Annotated in this window: 14 protein-coding genes and 4 pseudogenes; 15 read left to right on the top strand and 3 right to left on the bottom strand. The window is 39.3% G+C overall.

Annotated features, from left to right (window positions below; all coding sequences use genetic code 11):
• The first annotated feature begins 13 nt into the window (after positions 1-13).
• From J5A55_RS10030 to J5A55_RS09970, 14 genes and pseudogenes are all read left to right on the top strand, one after another.
• Positions 14-610 (top strand): DUF8188 family protein, encoded by a 597-nt coding sequence (locus J5A55_RS10030; RefSeq protein ID WP_004384155.1) that lies wholly within the window; start codon positions 14-16, stop codon positions 608-610.
• A gap of 51 nt (positions 611-661) precedes the next feature.
• Complete coding sequence (locus J5A55_RS10025; protein WP_004384156.1) at positions 662-1,795, top strand: hypothetical protein; 1,134 nt, start codon at positions 662-664, stop codon at positions 1,793-1,795.
• Positions 1,796-1,800: 5 nt separating this feature from the next.
• A complete protein-coding gene (locus J5A55_RS10020) occupies positions 1,801-2,397 on the top strand; it encodes a DUF8188 family protein (RefSeq protein ID WP_004384157.1) in 597 nt (198 codons plus the stop codon).
• 21 nt (positions 2,398-2,418) lie between these two features.
• Positions 2,419-3,189, top strand: coding sequence for a hypothetical protein (locus J5A55_RS10015; RefSeq protein ID WP_004384158.1), 771 nt, complete (start codon positions 2,419-2,421; stop codon positions 3,187-3,189).
• A gap of 8 nt (positions 3,190-3,197) precedes the next feature.
• Complete coding sequence (locus tag J5A55_RS10010) at positions 3,198-3,794, top strand: DUF8188 family protein (protein WP_004384159.1); 597 nt, start codon at positions 3,198-3,200, stop codon at positions 3,792-3,794.
• Between the two features lie 34 nt (positions 3,795-3,828).
• Positions 3,829-4,425: a DUF8188 family protein gene (locus J5A55_RS10005; protein ID WP_004384160.1), complete on the top strand. Its 597-nt coding sequence runs from the start codon at positions 3,829-3,831 to the stop codon at positions 4,423-4,425.
• A 33-nt stretch (positions 4,426-4,458) separates the two neighbouring features.
• A complete protein-coding gene (locus J5A55_RS10000) occupies positions 4,459-5,055 on the top strand; it encodes a DUF8188 family protein (RefSeq protein WP_004384161.1) in 597 nt (198 codons plus the stop codon).
• A gap of 33 nt (positions 5,056-5,088) precedes the next feature.
• Positions 5,089-5,352, top strand: a pseudogene (locus tag J5A55_RS09995) (DUF8188 family protein); the annotation flags it as partial.
• Position 5,353: 1 nt separating this feature from the next.
• A pseudogene (locus J5A55_RS09990) lies at positions 5,354-6,356 on the top strand (phage baseplate assembly protein V); the annotation flags it as partial.
• A 1,960-nt stretch (positions 6,357-8,316) separates the two neighbouring features.
• On the top strand, positions 8,317-8,514 hold the full coding sequence (locus tag J5A55_RS12395) for a hypothetical protein (RefSeq protein WP_249118613.1): 198 nt from the start codon (positions 8,317-8,319) through the stop codon (positions 8,512-8,514).
• A gap of 43 nt (positions 8,515-8,557) precedes the next feature.
• A complete protein-coding gene (locus tag J5A55_RS12390) occupies positions 8,558-8,947 on the top strand; it encodes a hypothetical protein (protein WP_004384165.1) in 390 nt (129 codons plus the stop codon).
• 15 nt (positions 8,948-8,962) lie between these two features.
• Complete coding sequence (locus tag J5A55_RS09980) at positions 8,963-9,307, top strand: DUF4280 domain-containing protein (RefSeq protein WP_004384166.1); 345 nt, start codon at positions 8,963-8,965, stop codon at positions 9,305-9,307.
• Positions 9,308-9,520: 213 nt separating this feature from the next.
• Positions 9,521-11,308: pseudogene (locus tag J5A55_RS09975) on the top strand (type VI secretion system Vgr family protein).
• A 4-nt stretch (positions 11,309-11,312) separates the two neighbouring features.
• Entirely contained in the window at positions 11,313-11,936 is a 624-nt protein-coding gene (locus J5A55_RS09970) for a hypothetical protein (protein ID WP_004384170.1), read from the top strand.
• A 49-nt stretch (positions 11,937-11,985) separates the two neighbouring features.
• Here J5A55_RS09970 and J5A55_RS09965 read toward each other — a convergent pair whose 3' ends face one another.
• From J5A55_RS09965 to J5A55_RS09960, 3 genes and pseudogenes are all read right to left on the bottom strand, one after another.
• Positions 11,986-12,831: an IS256 family transposase, variant Zn-binding type gene (locus tag J5A55_RS09965; protein WP_211802956.1), complete on the bottom strand. Its 846-nt coding sequence runs from the start codon at positions 12,829-12,831 to the stop codon at positions 11,986-11,988.
• Positions 12,832-12,837: 6 nt separating this feature from the next.
• Positions 12,838-12,885, bottom strand: a pseudogene (locus tag J5A55_RS12575) (hypothetical protein); the annotation flags it as partial.
• Positions 12,886-13,089: 204 nt separating this feature from the next.
• Positions 13,090-13,563, bottom strand: a complete 474-nt coding sequence (locus tag J5A55_RS09960) for an HU family DNA-binding protein (protein ID WP_004384173.1) — start codon at positions 13,561-13,563, stop codon at positions 13,090-13,092.
• Positions 13,564-13,664: 101 nt separating this feature from the next.
• Here J5A55_RS09960 and traM point away from each other — a divergent pair, with 101 nt between their 5' ends.
• Positions 13,665-14,681, top strand: a complete 1,017-nt coding sequence (gene traM / locus J5A55_RS09955; protein ID WP_155813799.1) for a conjugative transposon protein TraM — start codon at positions 13,665-13,667, stop codon at positions 14,679-14,681.
• The last annotated feature ends 28 nt before the right edge of the window (positions 14,682-14,709 follow it).

Raw genomic sequence — 14,709 nt, 5'->3', positions numbered from 1 at the left:
ACGATAATATGTTATGAGAAAGAGTGGTATAGGCTGGTTTTTGGGTGTCGGTCTTGTTGCAATGTTGTTGGCAATTGGTAATCTGATTTACACCTGCACACGGAATAATGGGGAAAAGTATGCACAGCAGTATATTGACGAGTCGGAGTATGTTACATTGCATATTCCAGAAGGGATAAAGGATGTTACTTATAGAGCGGGCGGTATGAGAATTGGAATCCTTATGAACTCAACTGAAAGAATTAGAACTGATCGTTTGGCTTTTTATGATAACTATTATAAGAAATACTTCTGTGTTTTCGTCATCGAGCCAGAGCATCGGGGGACAGGTGGGCAAGGCGAGATAGTTGTAAATGATATACGTTATCGTAAGACCATCAAAGCTCGTATAAACAAGTACGAACTAAACTCTCCTCGATACGGTTCTAAAGACAATCCTGTCCCTGTGTTAGACTTTGATTATGAGATAGCACATTTCCAGAACGATAAGAATAGTAAATACTACGAGTATGCATTCAGTAGACCTGCCTATTACAAGAGAGCAGTAGAACTATACCTCACCTATATGATGAGTAAGGAAGAGTTCAAGGAACGGTTTGAAAAGGAGTAATTTGATGACTCTGCAGGTAGCGTAACATTGCATGATAAGGGCGGTGTAAGCATGAACTTTGATGGTGACAAAACAGTTGCCCACTCAAATGGTTCCAAGATTCTTCTGACGGTTGAAGACCGAAAGATTGACGAATCATTTGAATGTGTAAAAAAAGGTCTGGATTGGGGAGGATTTGAAGCGTTAGCTGCAGGTATATGTATAGGAGCGTTGGTTGTAGCAACAGTTGCCACAGGAGGACTTGCCTTGGCTGCAACAGGCGTTATGTATGCAGCTGCAGGTGCAACCGTCATCTCTGGAGTGGGGGGAATTATAAGTATTGCAAATGCCTGTGATTGTACTCTGGAATCGACGTGGTCAGCTGAGAGCTTATCCGTTAGATTTAATAAAAACGCAGCCTTACTGAACAGATCTTTTATGAAATGTAAGAATAAAGGCGTTATCAATATAATATTAGATAAACAGATAGCTATGGATGCTGCAAAAGCTATCAGTGATAGTAATATGAATGCTTTTTATTGGAGGATGGGCTCTCAGTTTGTCATGGGTGCAATAACTGCTATTACTGCAGCATCAAGCGGTGTGGCACTCGTTGGTGCGGCAGTTTTGGCTGTACCATCATATTTTAGCTGGTGGTTACCTGATGATTTATCATCAACAACAAGTAATATAACCTCTGGAGCTATTACCTATGGATTAGGTTTGGCAAGTGGAGCTGGAGCTGCCGGTGTCGGAATTGGTATTATGGCAGGAAGTAATGTGGTAGGAAGTCTTTCGGGAACAATTGTGGGTGCTGTCATAAATAAAATTGGCGTAAACGAACAGAAAGCTACAATTGAGACTTTAAAGAATGCAGGTCCTGCTATACGAAATACACCTGCAATGATAACGACTGGAACAAAGACAGCCTTTGGCTATATACAATATGGGTGGGGAGTTTTAACTAAAAATATAGATACACAATTTAAAGGCGCGATAAGGACAGCTGTGCATTCTAAGCACTTCAAGGCTATTGAGGGGAAAGGATTTATTGCTGGAATTGTAGGAGCTGTGGTAAATGTAGGAATTGGGATTGCAGCTGATAATCATATCGATGATTATAAAAAAGAAGCTTCGGATAAAAATGATATTGCAAATAAGGCTGATAATTCAAACTCTATCAATGTTGTATCAATACGAGGATAATATATATGAAAAAGATTAATATGGGTTGGTTTACAGATGTCGGTCTTGTTGCAATGTTGTTGGCAATTGGTAATCTGATTTACACATGCACACGGAATAATGGGGAAAAGTATGTACAGCAGTATATTGACGAGTCAGAGTATGTTACATTGCATATTCCAGAAGGGATAAAGGATGTTACTTATAGAGCTGGGAGTATAATGACAGGTGTCCTAATGAACTCAACAGAAAGGATTAGAACTGATAGTATTCTTTTTTATGATAGCACTTATAAGAAATACTTCTGTGTATTCGTTATCGAGCCAGAGCATCGGGATATGGGTAGACAAAGTTCATTTGTAGGAGATGATATAAGTTACCGTAAGACCATCAGAGCTCGGATAAACAAGTACGAACTAAACTCTCCTCGATATGGTTCTAAAGACAATCCTGTCCCTGTGTTAGACTTTGATTATGAGATAGCACATTTCCAGAACGATAAGAATAGTAAATACTACGAGTATGCATTCAGTAGACCTGCCTATTACAAGAGAGCAATAGAACTATACCTCACCTATATGATGAGTAAGGAAGAGTTCAAGGAACGGTTTAAAAAGGAATAATTTGATGGGCGGTAATACGTTATGAGAAAGAGCGGTATGGGTTGGTTTACAGGTGTAGGGGGAATTATAAACATTGCACATGCTTGCGATTACACATTAAAATCTTCATGGGAAAAGGGAAGTTTATCCGTTAGATTCAATAAGCATGCGGCTTTGCTAAATAGGTCTCTTATGAAATGTATAAACAAGGGCACTATCAACATAATATTAGATAAACAGATAGCTATGGATGCTGCAAAAGCCATCAGTGACAGTAATATGAATGCCTTTTATTGGAAGATGGGTTCTCAGTTTGTTATGGGTGCAATAACCGCTCTTACTGCAGCATCAAGCGGTGTCGCACTCGTTGGTGCGGCAGTTTTGGCTGTACCTTCATACTTTAGTTGGAACATATCAGAGGAATATTCACCAACAATACGTAATATAGGTGCTGGCACTGCTACCTACATCGCTGGTATGGTTGTCACCAAAGAAGTTAAGAGTACGGTTTCATTAATAATGACAGGTGCCAAGACTGCAGGTGGATATGTCCAATATGGATATGGAGTGTTAGTTGAAAATATAGGAACCCAATTCGAAGGAGCAATACGAACTGCGATACACTTTAAGCAGATAAACCCAAGTCAATTAAAGGGATTTGCTGCTGGACTTGGAGGGGCTGCGGTAAATGTTGGAATTGGAATTGTGGCTGATGATAATATTGCAGATTATAGATATAATGCTAAAGATAAGAATGATACATCAAATACGGATGATGCATTAAATTCTATCAATGTTGTATCAATAAGGTGATAGTATATATGAAAAAGATTAATATGGGTTGGTTTACAGGTGTCGGTCTTGTTGCAATGTTGTTGGCAATTGGTAATCTGATTTACACATGTACACGGAATGACGGGGAAAAGTATGCACAGCAGTATATTGACGAGTCAGAGTATGTTACATTGCATATTCCAGAAAGGATAAAGGATGTTACTTATAGAGCGGGCGGTATGAGAATTGGAATCCTTATGAACTCAACTGAAAGAATTAGAACTGATCGTTTGGCTTTTTATGATAACTATTATAAAAAATACTTCTGTGTTTTCGTCATCGAGCCAGAACATCGGGGGACAGGTGGGCAAGGCGAGATAGTTGTAAATGATATACGTTATCGTAAGACCATCAAAGCTCGTATAAACAAGTACGAACTAAACTCTCCTCGATACGGTTCTAAAGACAATCCTGTCCCTGTGTTAGACTATGACTATGATTTACAAGAATTCAGAGATGCTTATGATGACAAGGAATACGAATATGCGTTCAACAGACCTGCCTATTACAAGAGAGCAGTAGAACTATATCTCACCTATATGATGAGTAAGGAAGAGTTCAAGGAACGGTTTGAAAAGGAGTAATTTGAAGGGGCTATCAATACAACGGTAATACGTTATGAGAAAGAGTGGTATAGGCTGGTTTACAGGTGTTGGACTTGTTGCAATGTTGTTAGCAATTGGTAATCTGATTTACACATGCACACGGAATGACGGGGAAAAGTATGCACAGCAGTATATTGACGAGTCGGAGTATGTTAAATTGCATATTCCAGAAGGGATAAAGGATGTTACTTATAGAGCGGGCGGTATGAGAATTGGTGTCCTAATGAACTCAACAAAAAGGATTAGAACTGATAGTATTCTTTTTTATAATAGCACTTATAAGAAATACTTCTGTGTATTTGTTATTGAGCCAGAGCGTCGGGAGACTGTTAGGCAAGGTATGTGTGTAGAGGATGATATAAGTTACCGTAAGACTATCAAAGCTCGGATAAACAAGTACGAACTAAACTCTCCTCAATATGGTTCTAAAGCCAAGCCAGTCCCTGTGTTAGACTTTGATTATGAGATAGCACATTTCCAGAACGATAAGAATAGTAAATACTACGAGTATGCATTCAGTAGACCTGCCTATTACAAGAGAGCTGTAGAACTATATCTCACCTATATGATGAGTAAGGAAGAGTTCAAGGAGCGGTTTAAAAAGGAATAGTTTGATGAGCTATCAACACAACGGTAATATGTTATGAGAAAGAGCAATATAGGCTGGTTTACAGGTGTCGGACTTGTTGCAATGTTGTTGGCAATTGGAAATCTGATTTATACTTGTACACGCAATGATGGCGAGAAATACGCACAGCAGTATATTGACGAGTCGGAGTATGTTACATTGCATTATCCTGAAGGAATACAGGATGTTACTTATAGAGCAGGGAGTATAATGACAGGTGTTCTAATGAACTCAACAGAAAGGATTAGAACTGATAGTCTGGCTTTTTATGATAACTATTATAAGAAACACTTCTGTATTTTCGTCATTGAGCCAGAGAGTCGGGAGACAGTTAGGCAAGGTATGATAGTTGTAAATGATATACGTTACCGTAAGACCATCAAAGCCCGTATAAACAAGTACGAACTAAACTCTCCTCGATACGGTTCTAAAGACAACCCAGTCCCTGTGTTAGACTTTGACTATGATTTACAAGAATTCAGAGAAGCTTATGATGACAAGGAATACGAATATGCGTTCAGCAGACCTGCCTATTACAAGAGAGCTGTAGAACTATATCTCACCTATATGATGAGTAAGGAAGAGTTCAAGGAGCGGTTTAAAAAGGAATAATTTGATGGGCTATCAATACAACGGTAATACGTTATGAGGAAGAGCAGTATGGGTTGGTTTACAGGTGTTGGACTTGTTGCAATGTTGTTGGCAATTGGTAATCTGATTTACACATGCACACGGAATAATGGGGAAAAGTATGCACAGCAGTATATTGACGAGTCGGAGTATGTTACATTGCATATTCCAGAAGGAGCAAAGGATGTTACTTATAGAGCTGGCGGTATGAGAATTAGTGTCCTAATGAACTCAACAGAAAGAATTAGAACTGATCGTTTGGTTTTTTATGATGACTATTAAGGAAAGCAAAGACTATATCTGCCAGTACGAAGAGTCGGACTTCAACTTTATCCGTCTTCTTGCACGTCAGTATCAAGAGTGGATGTATTACGATGGATCAAAGCTGATCTTTGGTAAACCAAGGAAATTGGCTGACCCTATAATATTGGAATATGGAACGACGCTGTCTTCACTCGACATTGGTTTACAGACCCTCGCACGCTCAGAACAGGTGTTCTCTTATCACTCTGGTGCTGACCGTGAGATGCAGCGTATGACACCCGACTTGGCTTATGGTCATGATAAACTTTCGGGCGATGCTTTCCGTGCATCATTAGGGATGTTCTCAAAACCCGCACGACAGCATGCGCTGCCACGTATCAGCGATGAATCAGAACTTATTAATTACATGGGGCGTAAGCAGGCAGCTGAGACAGCCGAGACACATTATATTACGGCTGAGAGTCAGGTACCAACCCTGCGTGTCGGTTCTGTCGTAAGTCTCTACAGCTCGTTCTTAGAGCGTGTAGGAAACATATCAAAAGAGAGTTTGGGTAACTTTATCATCATCGAGATTACGCATGAGGTAAGCCAAGGAAGCTACTACAAAAACCGCTTCAAGGCTATCCCTGCAACGATAAAGGTACTACCAAGTCCAAAGGTGCGTATGCCATTAGCTGAAACACAGATGGCAACCGTGCTCAGCAATGCTGACCCAGAGGGTAAGGGCCGTGTGCGTGTACGTATGAATTGGCAGACGGATGGCATGCAGACAGGTTGGGTGCGTGTGATGACACCGGATGGCGGTAGTAGTAGTGACGTAAAGAGCAACCGCGGTTTTGTGTTTATCCCAGAGGTAGGCGACCAAGTCCTCCTCGGCTTCCGTCATGGTGACCCAGCAAGACCATATATTTTAGGTAGTCTATTTAATGGAGTTACAGGTAACGGTGGCGGTAATAGTAATGCTATAAAGAGTATAACCACGCGAAGTGGTATCCATATTAGACTTGATGATAATGGTAAGTCATTGCACATTCAGGATGCCAGTGGCAATGTCGTTGACATGGATGGTAAAGGTAGCATGGTAGTCAATGCTCCAAATAACATACAACTAAATGCAACAAACATTGATATTACTGCAAGTAATAATATCAATATAAGTTCTGGTGGCAACCTTATAACTAATGTTGGCGCTAATTGGATGATAAACGTTGGAAAAATTATTAATAGCATAGCAAGTTACATGCGTAGTACTGTAGCTTTCTCCCATCAAATGTTCAGTGGAACTTCATTGTGGAGTTCCAGAGAAGAGATGAAAATCCAGTCTGAAGATATAACTGCCATCGGTACAAAGAAGATGTTTCTGCATTCTGAAAAAGAATTTCTTGCAAATAGCCGTGGGACGCTTGAAATGAAAAGTGATGGAGCTTTGTCATTATTACCTAAGGCTGATAAAGCAGAGACAGAAGAGCATGCGTCAATTACAATAGCTATGGTTGATTTTCGAACAACCCAAATGTATGATGGTAGCTTTGGATTCGACTGGCTTAGAGTTGATGACAATGGCTTAGAGAAAGAGGAACATTATTTGGGTGAAGAACCATATGATAAAATAATAGAAGGTGGCTATAATGATGGTGAAACAGATTTAACAAAGGATGAAGCATATAAGAAACTAAAGAAAGAATACGAAACAATCGTTGTTAATATGCCCAATATAGCTGAAAATAAGGAACGAGCAAAAGAATATTTTGTTCCTTATCTAACCCTTTATCCCAAGCCTTACGTTGATTCACTTAAAGATGTAGAGGAGTATGCAAAGCCTAAATACGAGGCAAAGTTACGTGTGTTAGTTGATATTGCAGTAGATGAGGTTGACAGTTTGGAATTTAAGTATAATAAAGACATCTTTGATTTGGATAACACAAAGTTATCCGATAAGAATAAAACACCCAAAGGAAAGGTTCAATCCAATGACAAGACTGTTAAGATTACTTGTAAAAAAGAAATAATCAAAGCCAGTGAAGGAGAAATATTTGTTTATGCCTATCCGAAAGAAGCTGCAGGAAAAACAGTAGCAGAACGTGAGTCTATGAGGACACTGGCAGGAAAAATAAGGGTGTTGCCAAATGGAAAGGAAGAAAGGAAAAGACAAAATATTGTTTTAGTACAGGTAAAGACAAAACCTTTATCAACAGATATAATTCCAAGAGTAGGAAAATTTGATGAAAATGAGATAATCTTATTGCATAAAATTATGCATCAATCACTTATAGAATGTGATATTCTACGCGTGAAAAAGGGACCAGATGGGAAAGATATTATTAATCCTAATAGTGGTAAAAAAATGAAGATAGAATTAGATTTAACCTCTGATAGTAACTTTAAAGTTGAATCTATCCAAAAGAAAGGTAGATATATATCAAAAGATGGAAACTTTTTGTTGAAATATGACCCTTATGGAAGTGAGAATTTAGTTAAGTATTTACGGCGTGAATTCTTAAAAGTTTCTGATAACCATGCTTATCAAAATAGTTTCACAGTCTTTGCTGTAGACCATTATGGTGGAACAGAGCAAAGTAAAATATTAGGTTATACGGATGCTGTTTGGAAATTGAAAATTAACAAATATATCCTTTTAAAATTTCTCAAGAATATTATACTTTTTAAGAATAGAAATACTGCAGATTATTCTACACTTCCGCATGAGGCGCTACATGGGTTGGGGCTATCTCATACACATAGAAATGATAGCCCAATATCAGAAAAGAGCAGAAAGTACATTTATGTGAAAAATGAAACAGACAACGTAATGAGTTATAATACTAATAATATGATTTCAACATGGAAATGGCAATGGGAATTCGTAAAAGGAAATATCTAATAATGAGTAAATTATCTGTAAGTTTATTGTTATTGTTATTTACGATAACTTGTGTTGGACAACATAATATAGAGAAGAATAATAAAATTGACAAGAATATGTTAAGATATAAAAGATTTGATATTGAAGAATATAAGAAGTTAGTAAGCAATAATCCTACTGCTTATCATATATACAAAGAAGGGCAGCCAGGTGAACTTATAGAGTTGGATGATGAATATGTTGATAACTCATTTTCAGGTTTTCGAGAATCTCATACATATAGAGACTCTCCATACGAGTATATATATATATAATACAGAAGGGTATATAACTGCGTATTGTGCATATTTTCACAAAATGCCTGTAGGAAAAGGCTATCAATTTGATGGTCATGGAAATGAAATAAAATGTATGGATTATGATTTGCCCTATAAGTTTAACATAGATGCATTAAAAAATAAGATGTTACATCAGTATGGCATTAATCTCATGGATATGAAACAAGTGTTTAGTATGAGACGTTATGAAGAACAAAAGTACATTAAAAGACCTGTTTATATAATCTCTGCTCGTCGGAAAGATAATAGGAATGACATTTATCTTATTAATGGGATTACTGGAGAAACATTATATATCCAGAAGAATGTTGAAATAAGTCGGGATGAAGATTCTCCTGCTAATAAGAAAAGCATAGAGGAAATGTATCACGATTTTAAGAAATCCTCATCAACGTCACCCCATCAATAATAGATTCTATAAACAATGTCAAAAATAGTAACTGACGGAGCTTTGATGTCATGCACATTAGGCGATATAGATAGTGCATTAATTGTTGATAGTCAATCTTTCGTAAGCATCTCCAGTAAGTTTATTGGAACGGAAACAGACAACCAAGGGCTTAAGAATATTCCATCATTTGGACTTTGTAAGTGTAGTTCTCCGAATCCTCCTTGTATTCCTCAGCCACAAGGCTGGCAGCATACAACACAGAAAGACTGCATCAATGGAATGAAAAAATTGACGGAGCAGTCATTCTGTATGTGTGCTAAAGGAGGAAGAATATCATTCGTTGATACTGGAAGTAACACTTTTGTTGAAAGCGAATAAAACTCAATCGGTCATTAGAACACAATATGTATAACTCTTAGATGCTATTGTTTCCTAACATATTTTATTATCGAGCATCTTGCTTGTCTTTGTTACTTGACGTAGCCCGCTACGACTGCGCCCAAAAGCCAAACAATCTGCTCGATAATAAAAAAAATATGTTTAGGCTCTAATAACCGATTCAGCTTAATTTTATCTCAAAACAAACAACCCATGTCAATTCCTTTCAACCCCATTACCATCAGCGTAGGAAAGAAGTCTCTTTCTTCTTTTATTTCTCTACAAATCGAACAAAACATAGGTAAACACCACCGATTCCAAATGTCTGTTGAGTTGGAAACAGGTAGCAATAGATATGTACATAATATCAACAGCAGCAAGAACTGGCTCGGGGAGAGTATCGTGGTCAAAGCGGCTAACAAGCCTATCTTTGTTGGTGTGGTGACAAATGTACAGTTACACAGAGAAGGAAGTGACTTTGGATGTATTATCGTTTCTGGCTACTCTGCTACTTACAGAATGGAAACGGCACACAGCTGCTTCTCATGGAATGATACAACGATTGGGGATGTGGTTAAGAAACTATGCGCAGAAGCTAAGGTGCAGTTGGAGTTAAATCCGGCATTCAAGGAAAACAAAGACTATATCTGCCAATACGAAGAGTCTGACTTCGACTTTATCCGCCGTCTTGCACATCAGTATCAAGAGTAGATGTATTTCGATGGAACAAAACTCATCTTTGGTAAACCAAGAAAATTGGCTGACCCTATAATATTGGAATATGGAACGACGCTGTCTTCACTCGACATTGGTTTACAGACCCTTGCACGCTCTGAGCAGGTGTTCTCTTATCATTCAGGGGCAGACCGTGAGATGCAGCGTATGACGCCAGACTTGGCCTATGGTCATGACAAACTTTCGGGCGATGCTTTCCGTGCACCATTAGGTATGTTCTCAAAAACCGCACGACAGCATGCACTGCCACGTATCAGCGATGAATCAGAACTTATTAATTACATGGGGCGTAAGCAGGCAGCTGAGACAGCCGAGACACATTATATTACGGCTGAGAGTCAGGTACCAACCCTGCGTGTCGGTTCTGTCGTAAGTCTCTACAGCTCGTTCTTAGAGCGTGTAGGAAACATATCAAAAGAGAGTTTGGGTAACTTTATCATCATCGAGATTACGCATGAGGTAAGCCAAGGAAGCTACTACAAGAACCGTTTCAAGGCTATCCCTGCAACGATAAAGGCACTACCAAGTCCAAAGGTGCGTATGCCATTAGCTGAAACACAGATGGCAACCGTGCTCAGCAATGCTGACCCAGAGGGTAAGGGCCGTGTGCGTGTACGTATGAATTGGCAGACGGATGGCATGCAGACAGGTTGGGTGCGTGTGATGACACCAGATGGTGGTAGCAGTAAGGACGTAAAGAGCAACCGTGGTTTTGTATTTATCCCAGAGGTAGGCGATCAAGTCCTCCTCGGCTTCCGTCATGGTGACCCTGCCCGCCCCTACGTTATGGGTAGCCTGTTTAATGGAACAACAGGTGGTGGCGGTGGTCAAGGCAACAACTGCAAGAGCCTTACCAGTCGCACCGGCAGTTCCCTCAAGCTTGACGACTCTGCAGGTAGCGTCACATTGCACGACAAGGGCACCGTAAACATGAACTTTGATGGTGCAGGAAATGCTTGCATAGATGCTCAATCAAAAATAGGTCTTTCAGTAGGGGATACTAATAGTGAACTCATACTTAAAAAAAATGGTAACGTTTTTTTATCTGCTGATTCTATTATTACCTTTATGGTTGGAAGTTCTTCTATCGTTATGGATAATAATAGTGTTAATATAAAAAGCCCTAATATTAATCTTAATGGTACTACAATAAGCATAAAGGGAACAACAAATAGTATTGAAGGAAAAAACAATACGATATCGGGGACTAACTCAATTACAGGTGGTCCGACGACAATAGACAAGGGCAAAATTAAACTGAATTAAAGATATGGATGATACATCACAAAACATTTTTACAGAAGGACTGTCTCTATATACCCAAGTGTTAAAATTTCCCTTATTATATAAAATTACCCAATATAATGAGATAAATATGAATGGAATGATTTTAAATGTGACAAAGACAGAATTTGACTTTAATATTGTCTCTTTTAATAAAATAGATGAAGGGGCTATTATGCACATTAAAATGGGAAACCATAGATTACTTGAATACAAAGGAATCTTTAAAAAGTTTATTGACTTTATGAATCTTTTTAATGTTCCATTCACCGATATACAACTTAGACTTAATTCCAGCGGAATTCCCATAGAAGTGTTGAATCAGCCAGAAATATTCACGCGCTGGATGAATCTACGTGAAGGAGAGTTAAAAAAATTAACAGATAACAGTGTCAAATCAATAATAGAAGGAGCAGACAAAGATTTTAGTGACTCCCTTCAAGCTATTAAGGATTCACTATTTTATCAATTTCTTTTACCTTCTGTTTATGGAGAACGATCTCAGAAACCCATACATAAAGTTATCGTACAGTCACAATTATATCAAAGTGAAAAATTCCCAGTTGTCATAGAAGATAACTTTAGGCGTAATGGACATTTGGTAGGCTGAAACCTCTCGGGTTTTAGTAATGGACATTTGGTAGGCTGGTTATTCCAGCCTACTTTTTTGTATTTATGAATCCATCTATAAACATCTTCTTGTTAGCTTCATTCAATCCATTATGATTATGCAGTGCTCTTTTAAGTTGTGAGTTAAATCCTTCCAACAGGTTTGTTGTATTAGGTATTTGTATATCTGGATGCTGCTCGCGCGTATAGAGCCATGGCAGATGTGTCTTAATAGAACGTCTTGCCGTTCTCAGTCTTCTGTGTGTATAAGTTGTCTTACCCGAGATTAGGAGAGTTCGTTCATTTAGGAACTCTTTCCATTTATCACACCATTTATCAAAAGCGGTTATAAACTCTTCTTTTTTCATATAGAACATCCTTCTCATTAATGCCAATAGTTCAACGCCTGCAGGCAAATGTGGGTTGTTAGTAAGGAGTCTTCTAACTATCTGAAATTGGTGAAATTGACACATTTGTACGGGACAGAAACTTATAGCTTGTAAAAGTCCTATATGCCCATCACACACCACTGCTTTTATCATAGTTCCACGTTCCGCAATATACCAAAGTCCATCAAGATAATCTCTGTTAGTTTCGTTTTTGACAAACTTGCGATAGAGTATTTTGCCTGATGAAGCATCCTGAAAAAGCATCACACCAAATGTCCTGGAAAAGTATGTTGTATCCAATATTATTACTGCAGATTTGGGGTAAGTAGCAGTAAAGCTATCTACCACTAAGCTCAACCTACGTCGTATGGTTCGCTCTGAACATTTATAAAGAGTGGATAGATCAGATATCGTTCGATTTGCCGTCAGATAGTCATTACATAGAGAAATATTATTTATACGCAGACCACCTTGAAATTGTCTACCACAATCCTTGCAGGAATACATCTGAACAGAACGTCGATGCCCATTCTTTTTAACATTTGAGCTATTACAGAAGATACAGTTTTTTTATTCATAGGTTTTCAAATGCTGCAAAGGTAGTAAATAAAAGAATTCCGAGAGGTTTCAGCCTACCAAATGTCCATTACGCCTAATAAAGCAGTTACGAAAATTGATTTTTGAGTAAAAAAGCTATTAAAAGATGTGCAGAAGTAAAGTGTTCTGCACATCTACATGGGTTACTAAACCAACGATTTTAGCTACTTAAGGATGAAAATTTTCGTCTATATCTGGATCAGAATGTTCTTCAGGTTTAGGCTTCTTTCCATCTGTGGCATTCACGATATCCTCCTGTGGTACAAATTCAAGAAGACGGGCATCAAGGGTGTCGCGCATGGTTGTACTCTTCGTAAATTGTACATTAACCTGCTTGATAAGTTGTGCGCCTTTCTTCTTTGCCTCGGCTGCAGTCGGAGCACCTTGCGATTTCATTGTGAGGCGGAACGAACCTAAATCACCAAGTCGGACTGTATTACCATTTTCTAATACCTCCATAACCTCGTATTGCAAAGCATCTAAAACGGCTTTAACGTCAGCACTTGAAACGGTCGAACGTTTTTCCACACGCTTTACTATCTGCGCAAGCGACATCGGTGTGGTTGGCGCCATTTGCGGATAATACTTAATCTCGTTTTTCTTCAGCGGATTTTTCTTCGCTTGAATTACATATTTTATCATATCCTATAAATTTAAGGAGGTTAGTAACGAGCGCAAAGGTAATGATTTTTCTTTATAATCTACAAAAAAACAAAATAATATTTTCTAACATTTCTTGAAAAATATTTTCTGAAAACACCGCTCCATCAGAGGCGCAGCGTGCAGAGACCGCTGCTTCTACGGCAAAGATAGAAAGCTCCATGCATCGCTATGAGGAGAATAATCGGCTCTTGAACTCTTTTTACGCTCCCGACCCACACGAGCAGGAGCGTGAAGCCTTGCGCTCGGAGATAGATAACCTCAAGAAGGAACTCTCTGTCAAAGACAGTAGGGAGGACAATGAAGAGAAACGGCAGCTTGCCTTGATGGAAAAGAGCTATCAGATGGCAGCGAAGTATTTACCCAAGGCTTCTGCCGCTGCACCATCTTTGGGTAATGACTTTACCGAGGGTAAAGGGCAAACGTCAACGAACAAAGGTCAGAGTATGGGCAGTAATATAAGCGGAGGTTCGGCCGACTTGCCTGCAATGGAAATCTTGGCGGAACGCAAACAGGCAGTATCCTCACTGGGGCAGCCGATGAGCGATGCTGACTTCATCAAGGAGTATGGCACGAAAGCACGCAACTTGGGCTTCCATTCGCTCGCAAGTGCGGCTGCACCCACGATGCGCAATACACTCAAAGTGGTGGTGGACAGGACAACGATGCTCAAAGAGGGCGACAATGTCGTGCTCCGTCTGCTTGAAAGTGCCAAAGTGCAGGGCTTGCGTATTCCACGACAGAGCCGACTCATAGCCGTCGCTAAGATTGAGGGCAACCGTATGCACCTGCTTATCAAAAGCATTGAGGTGGACGGCCATATCATAGCCGTCAAACTCTCGGCATACGACACAGACGGACAAGAGAGCGTGTATATACCAGGTTCGGAGGACATCAATGCTCTTAAGGAAGTCGGGGCGAACATCGGTGGTTCAATGGGAACCTCCTTTACCTTCGCTTCCTCTGCTAAGGACCAGATTATCTCCGAGGCTGCCCGTGGGGTGATGCAGGGTGCAAGTCAGCTGCTTCAGAAGAAACTGCGCACCATCAAGGTAACGCTCAAAGGTGGCTACCGCCTTTTCTTGGTTCAGTCCAAATAAAACAATCGAAAATGATAAGTAAAAAATA

The sequence above is a fragment of the Prevotella veroralis genome, assembly GCF_018127765.1.
GTDB lineage: Bacteria > Bacteroidota > Bacteroidia > Bacteroidales > Bacteroidaceae > Prevotella > Prevotella veroralis.
Note: the sequence above shows the minus strand (reverse complement) of the source record. Positions and strands in the feature narration are given on the sequence as shown.

What these genes read in the sequence shown, in the direction of transcription:
- J5A55_RS10030 (WP_004384155.1), top strand. Translation starts at nt 14, where the DNA reads ATGAGAAAGAGTGGTATAGGCTGGTTTTTGGGTGTCGGTCTTGTTGCA.
- J5A55_RS12390 (WP_004384165.1), top strand. Translation starts at nt 8,558, where the DNA reads ATGCCTGTAGGAAAAGGCTATCAATTTGATGGTCATGGAAATGAAATA.
- J5A55_RS10025 (WP_004384156.1), top strand. Translation starts at nt 662, where the DNA reads ATGAACTTTGATGGTGACAAAACAGTTGCCCACTCAAATGGTTCCAAG.
- J5A55_RS12395 (WP_249118613.1), top strand. Translation starts at nt 8,317, where the DNA reads ATGTTAAGATATAAAAGATTTGATATTGAAGAATATAAGAAGTTAGTA.
- J5A55_RS10010 (WP_004384159.1), top strand. Translation starts at nt 3,198, where the DNA reads ATGAAAAAGATTAATATGGGTTGGTTTACAGGTGTCGGTCTTGTTGCA.
- J5A55_RS10020 (WP_004384157.1), top strand. Translation starts at nt 1,801, where the DNA reads ATGAAAAAGATTAATATGGGTTGGTTTACAGATGTCGGTCTTGTTGCA.
- J5A55_RS09965 (WP_211802956.1), bottom strand. Translation starts at nt 12,831, where the DNA reads ATGTATTCCTGCAAGGATTGTGGTAGACAATTTCAAGGTGGTCTGCGT.
- J5A55_RS10015 (WP_004384158.1), top strand. Translation starts at nt 2,419, where the DNA reads ATGAGAAAGAGCGGTATGGGTTGGTTTACAGGTGTAGGGGGAATTATA.
- J5A55_RS09980 (WP_004384166.1), top strand. Translation starts at nt 8,963, where the DNA reads ATGTCAAAAATAGTAACTGACGGAGCTTTGATGTCATGCACATTAGGC.
- J5A55_RS09970 (WP_004384170.1), top strand. Translation starts at nt 11,313, where the DNA reads ATGGATGATACATCACAAAACATTTTTACAGAAGGACTGTCTCTATAT.
- J5A55_RS09960 (WP_004384173.1), bottom strand. Translation starts at nt 13,563, where the DNA reads ATGATAAAATATGTAATTCAAGCGAAGAAAAATCCGCTGAAGAAAAAC.
- J5A55_RS10000 (WP_004384161.1), top strand. Translation starts at nt 4,459, where the DNA reads ATGAGAAAGAGCAATATAGGCTGGTTTACAGGTGTCGGACTTGTTGCA.
- J5A55_RS10005 (WP_004384160.1), top strand. Translation starts at nt 3,829, where the DNA reads ATGAGAAAGAGTGGTATAGGCTGGTTTACAGGTGTTGGACTTGTTGCA.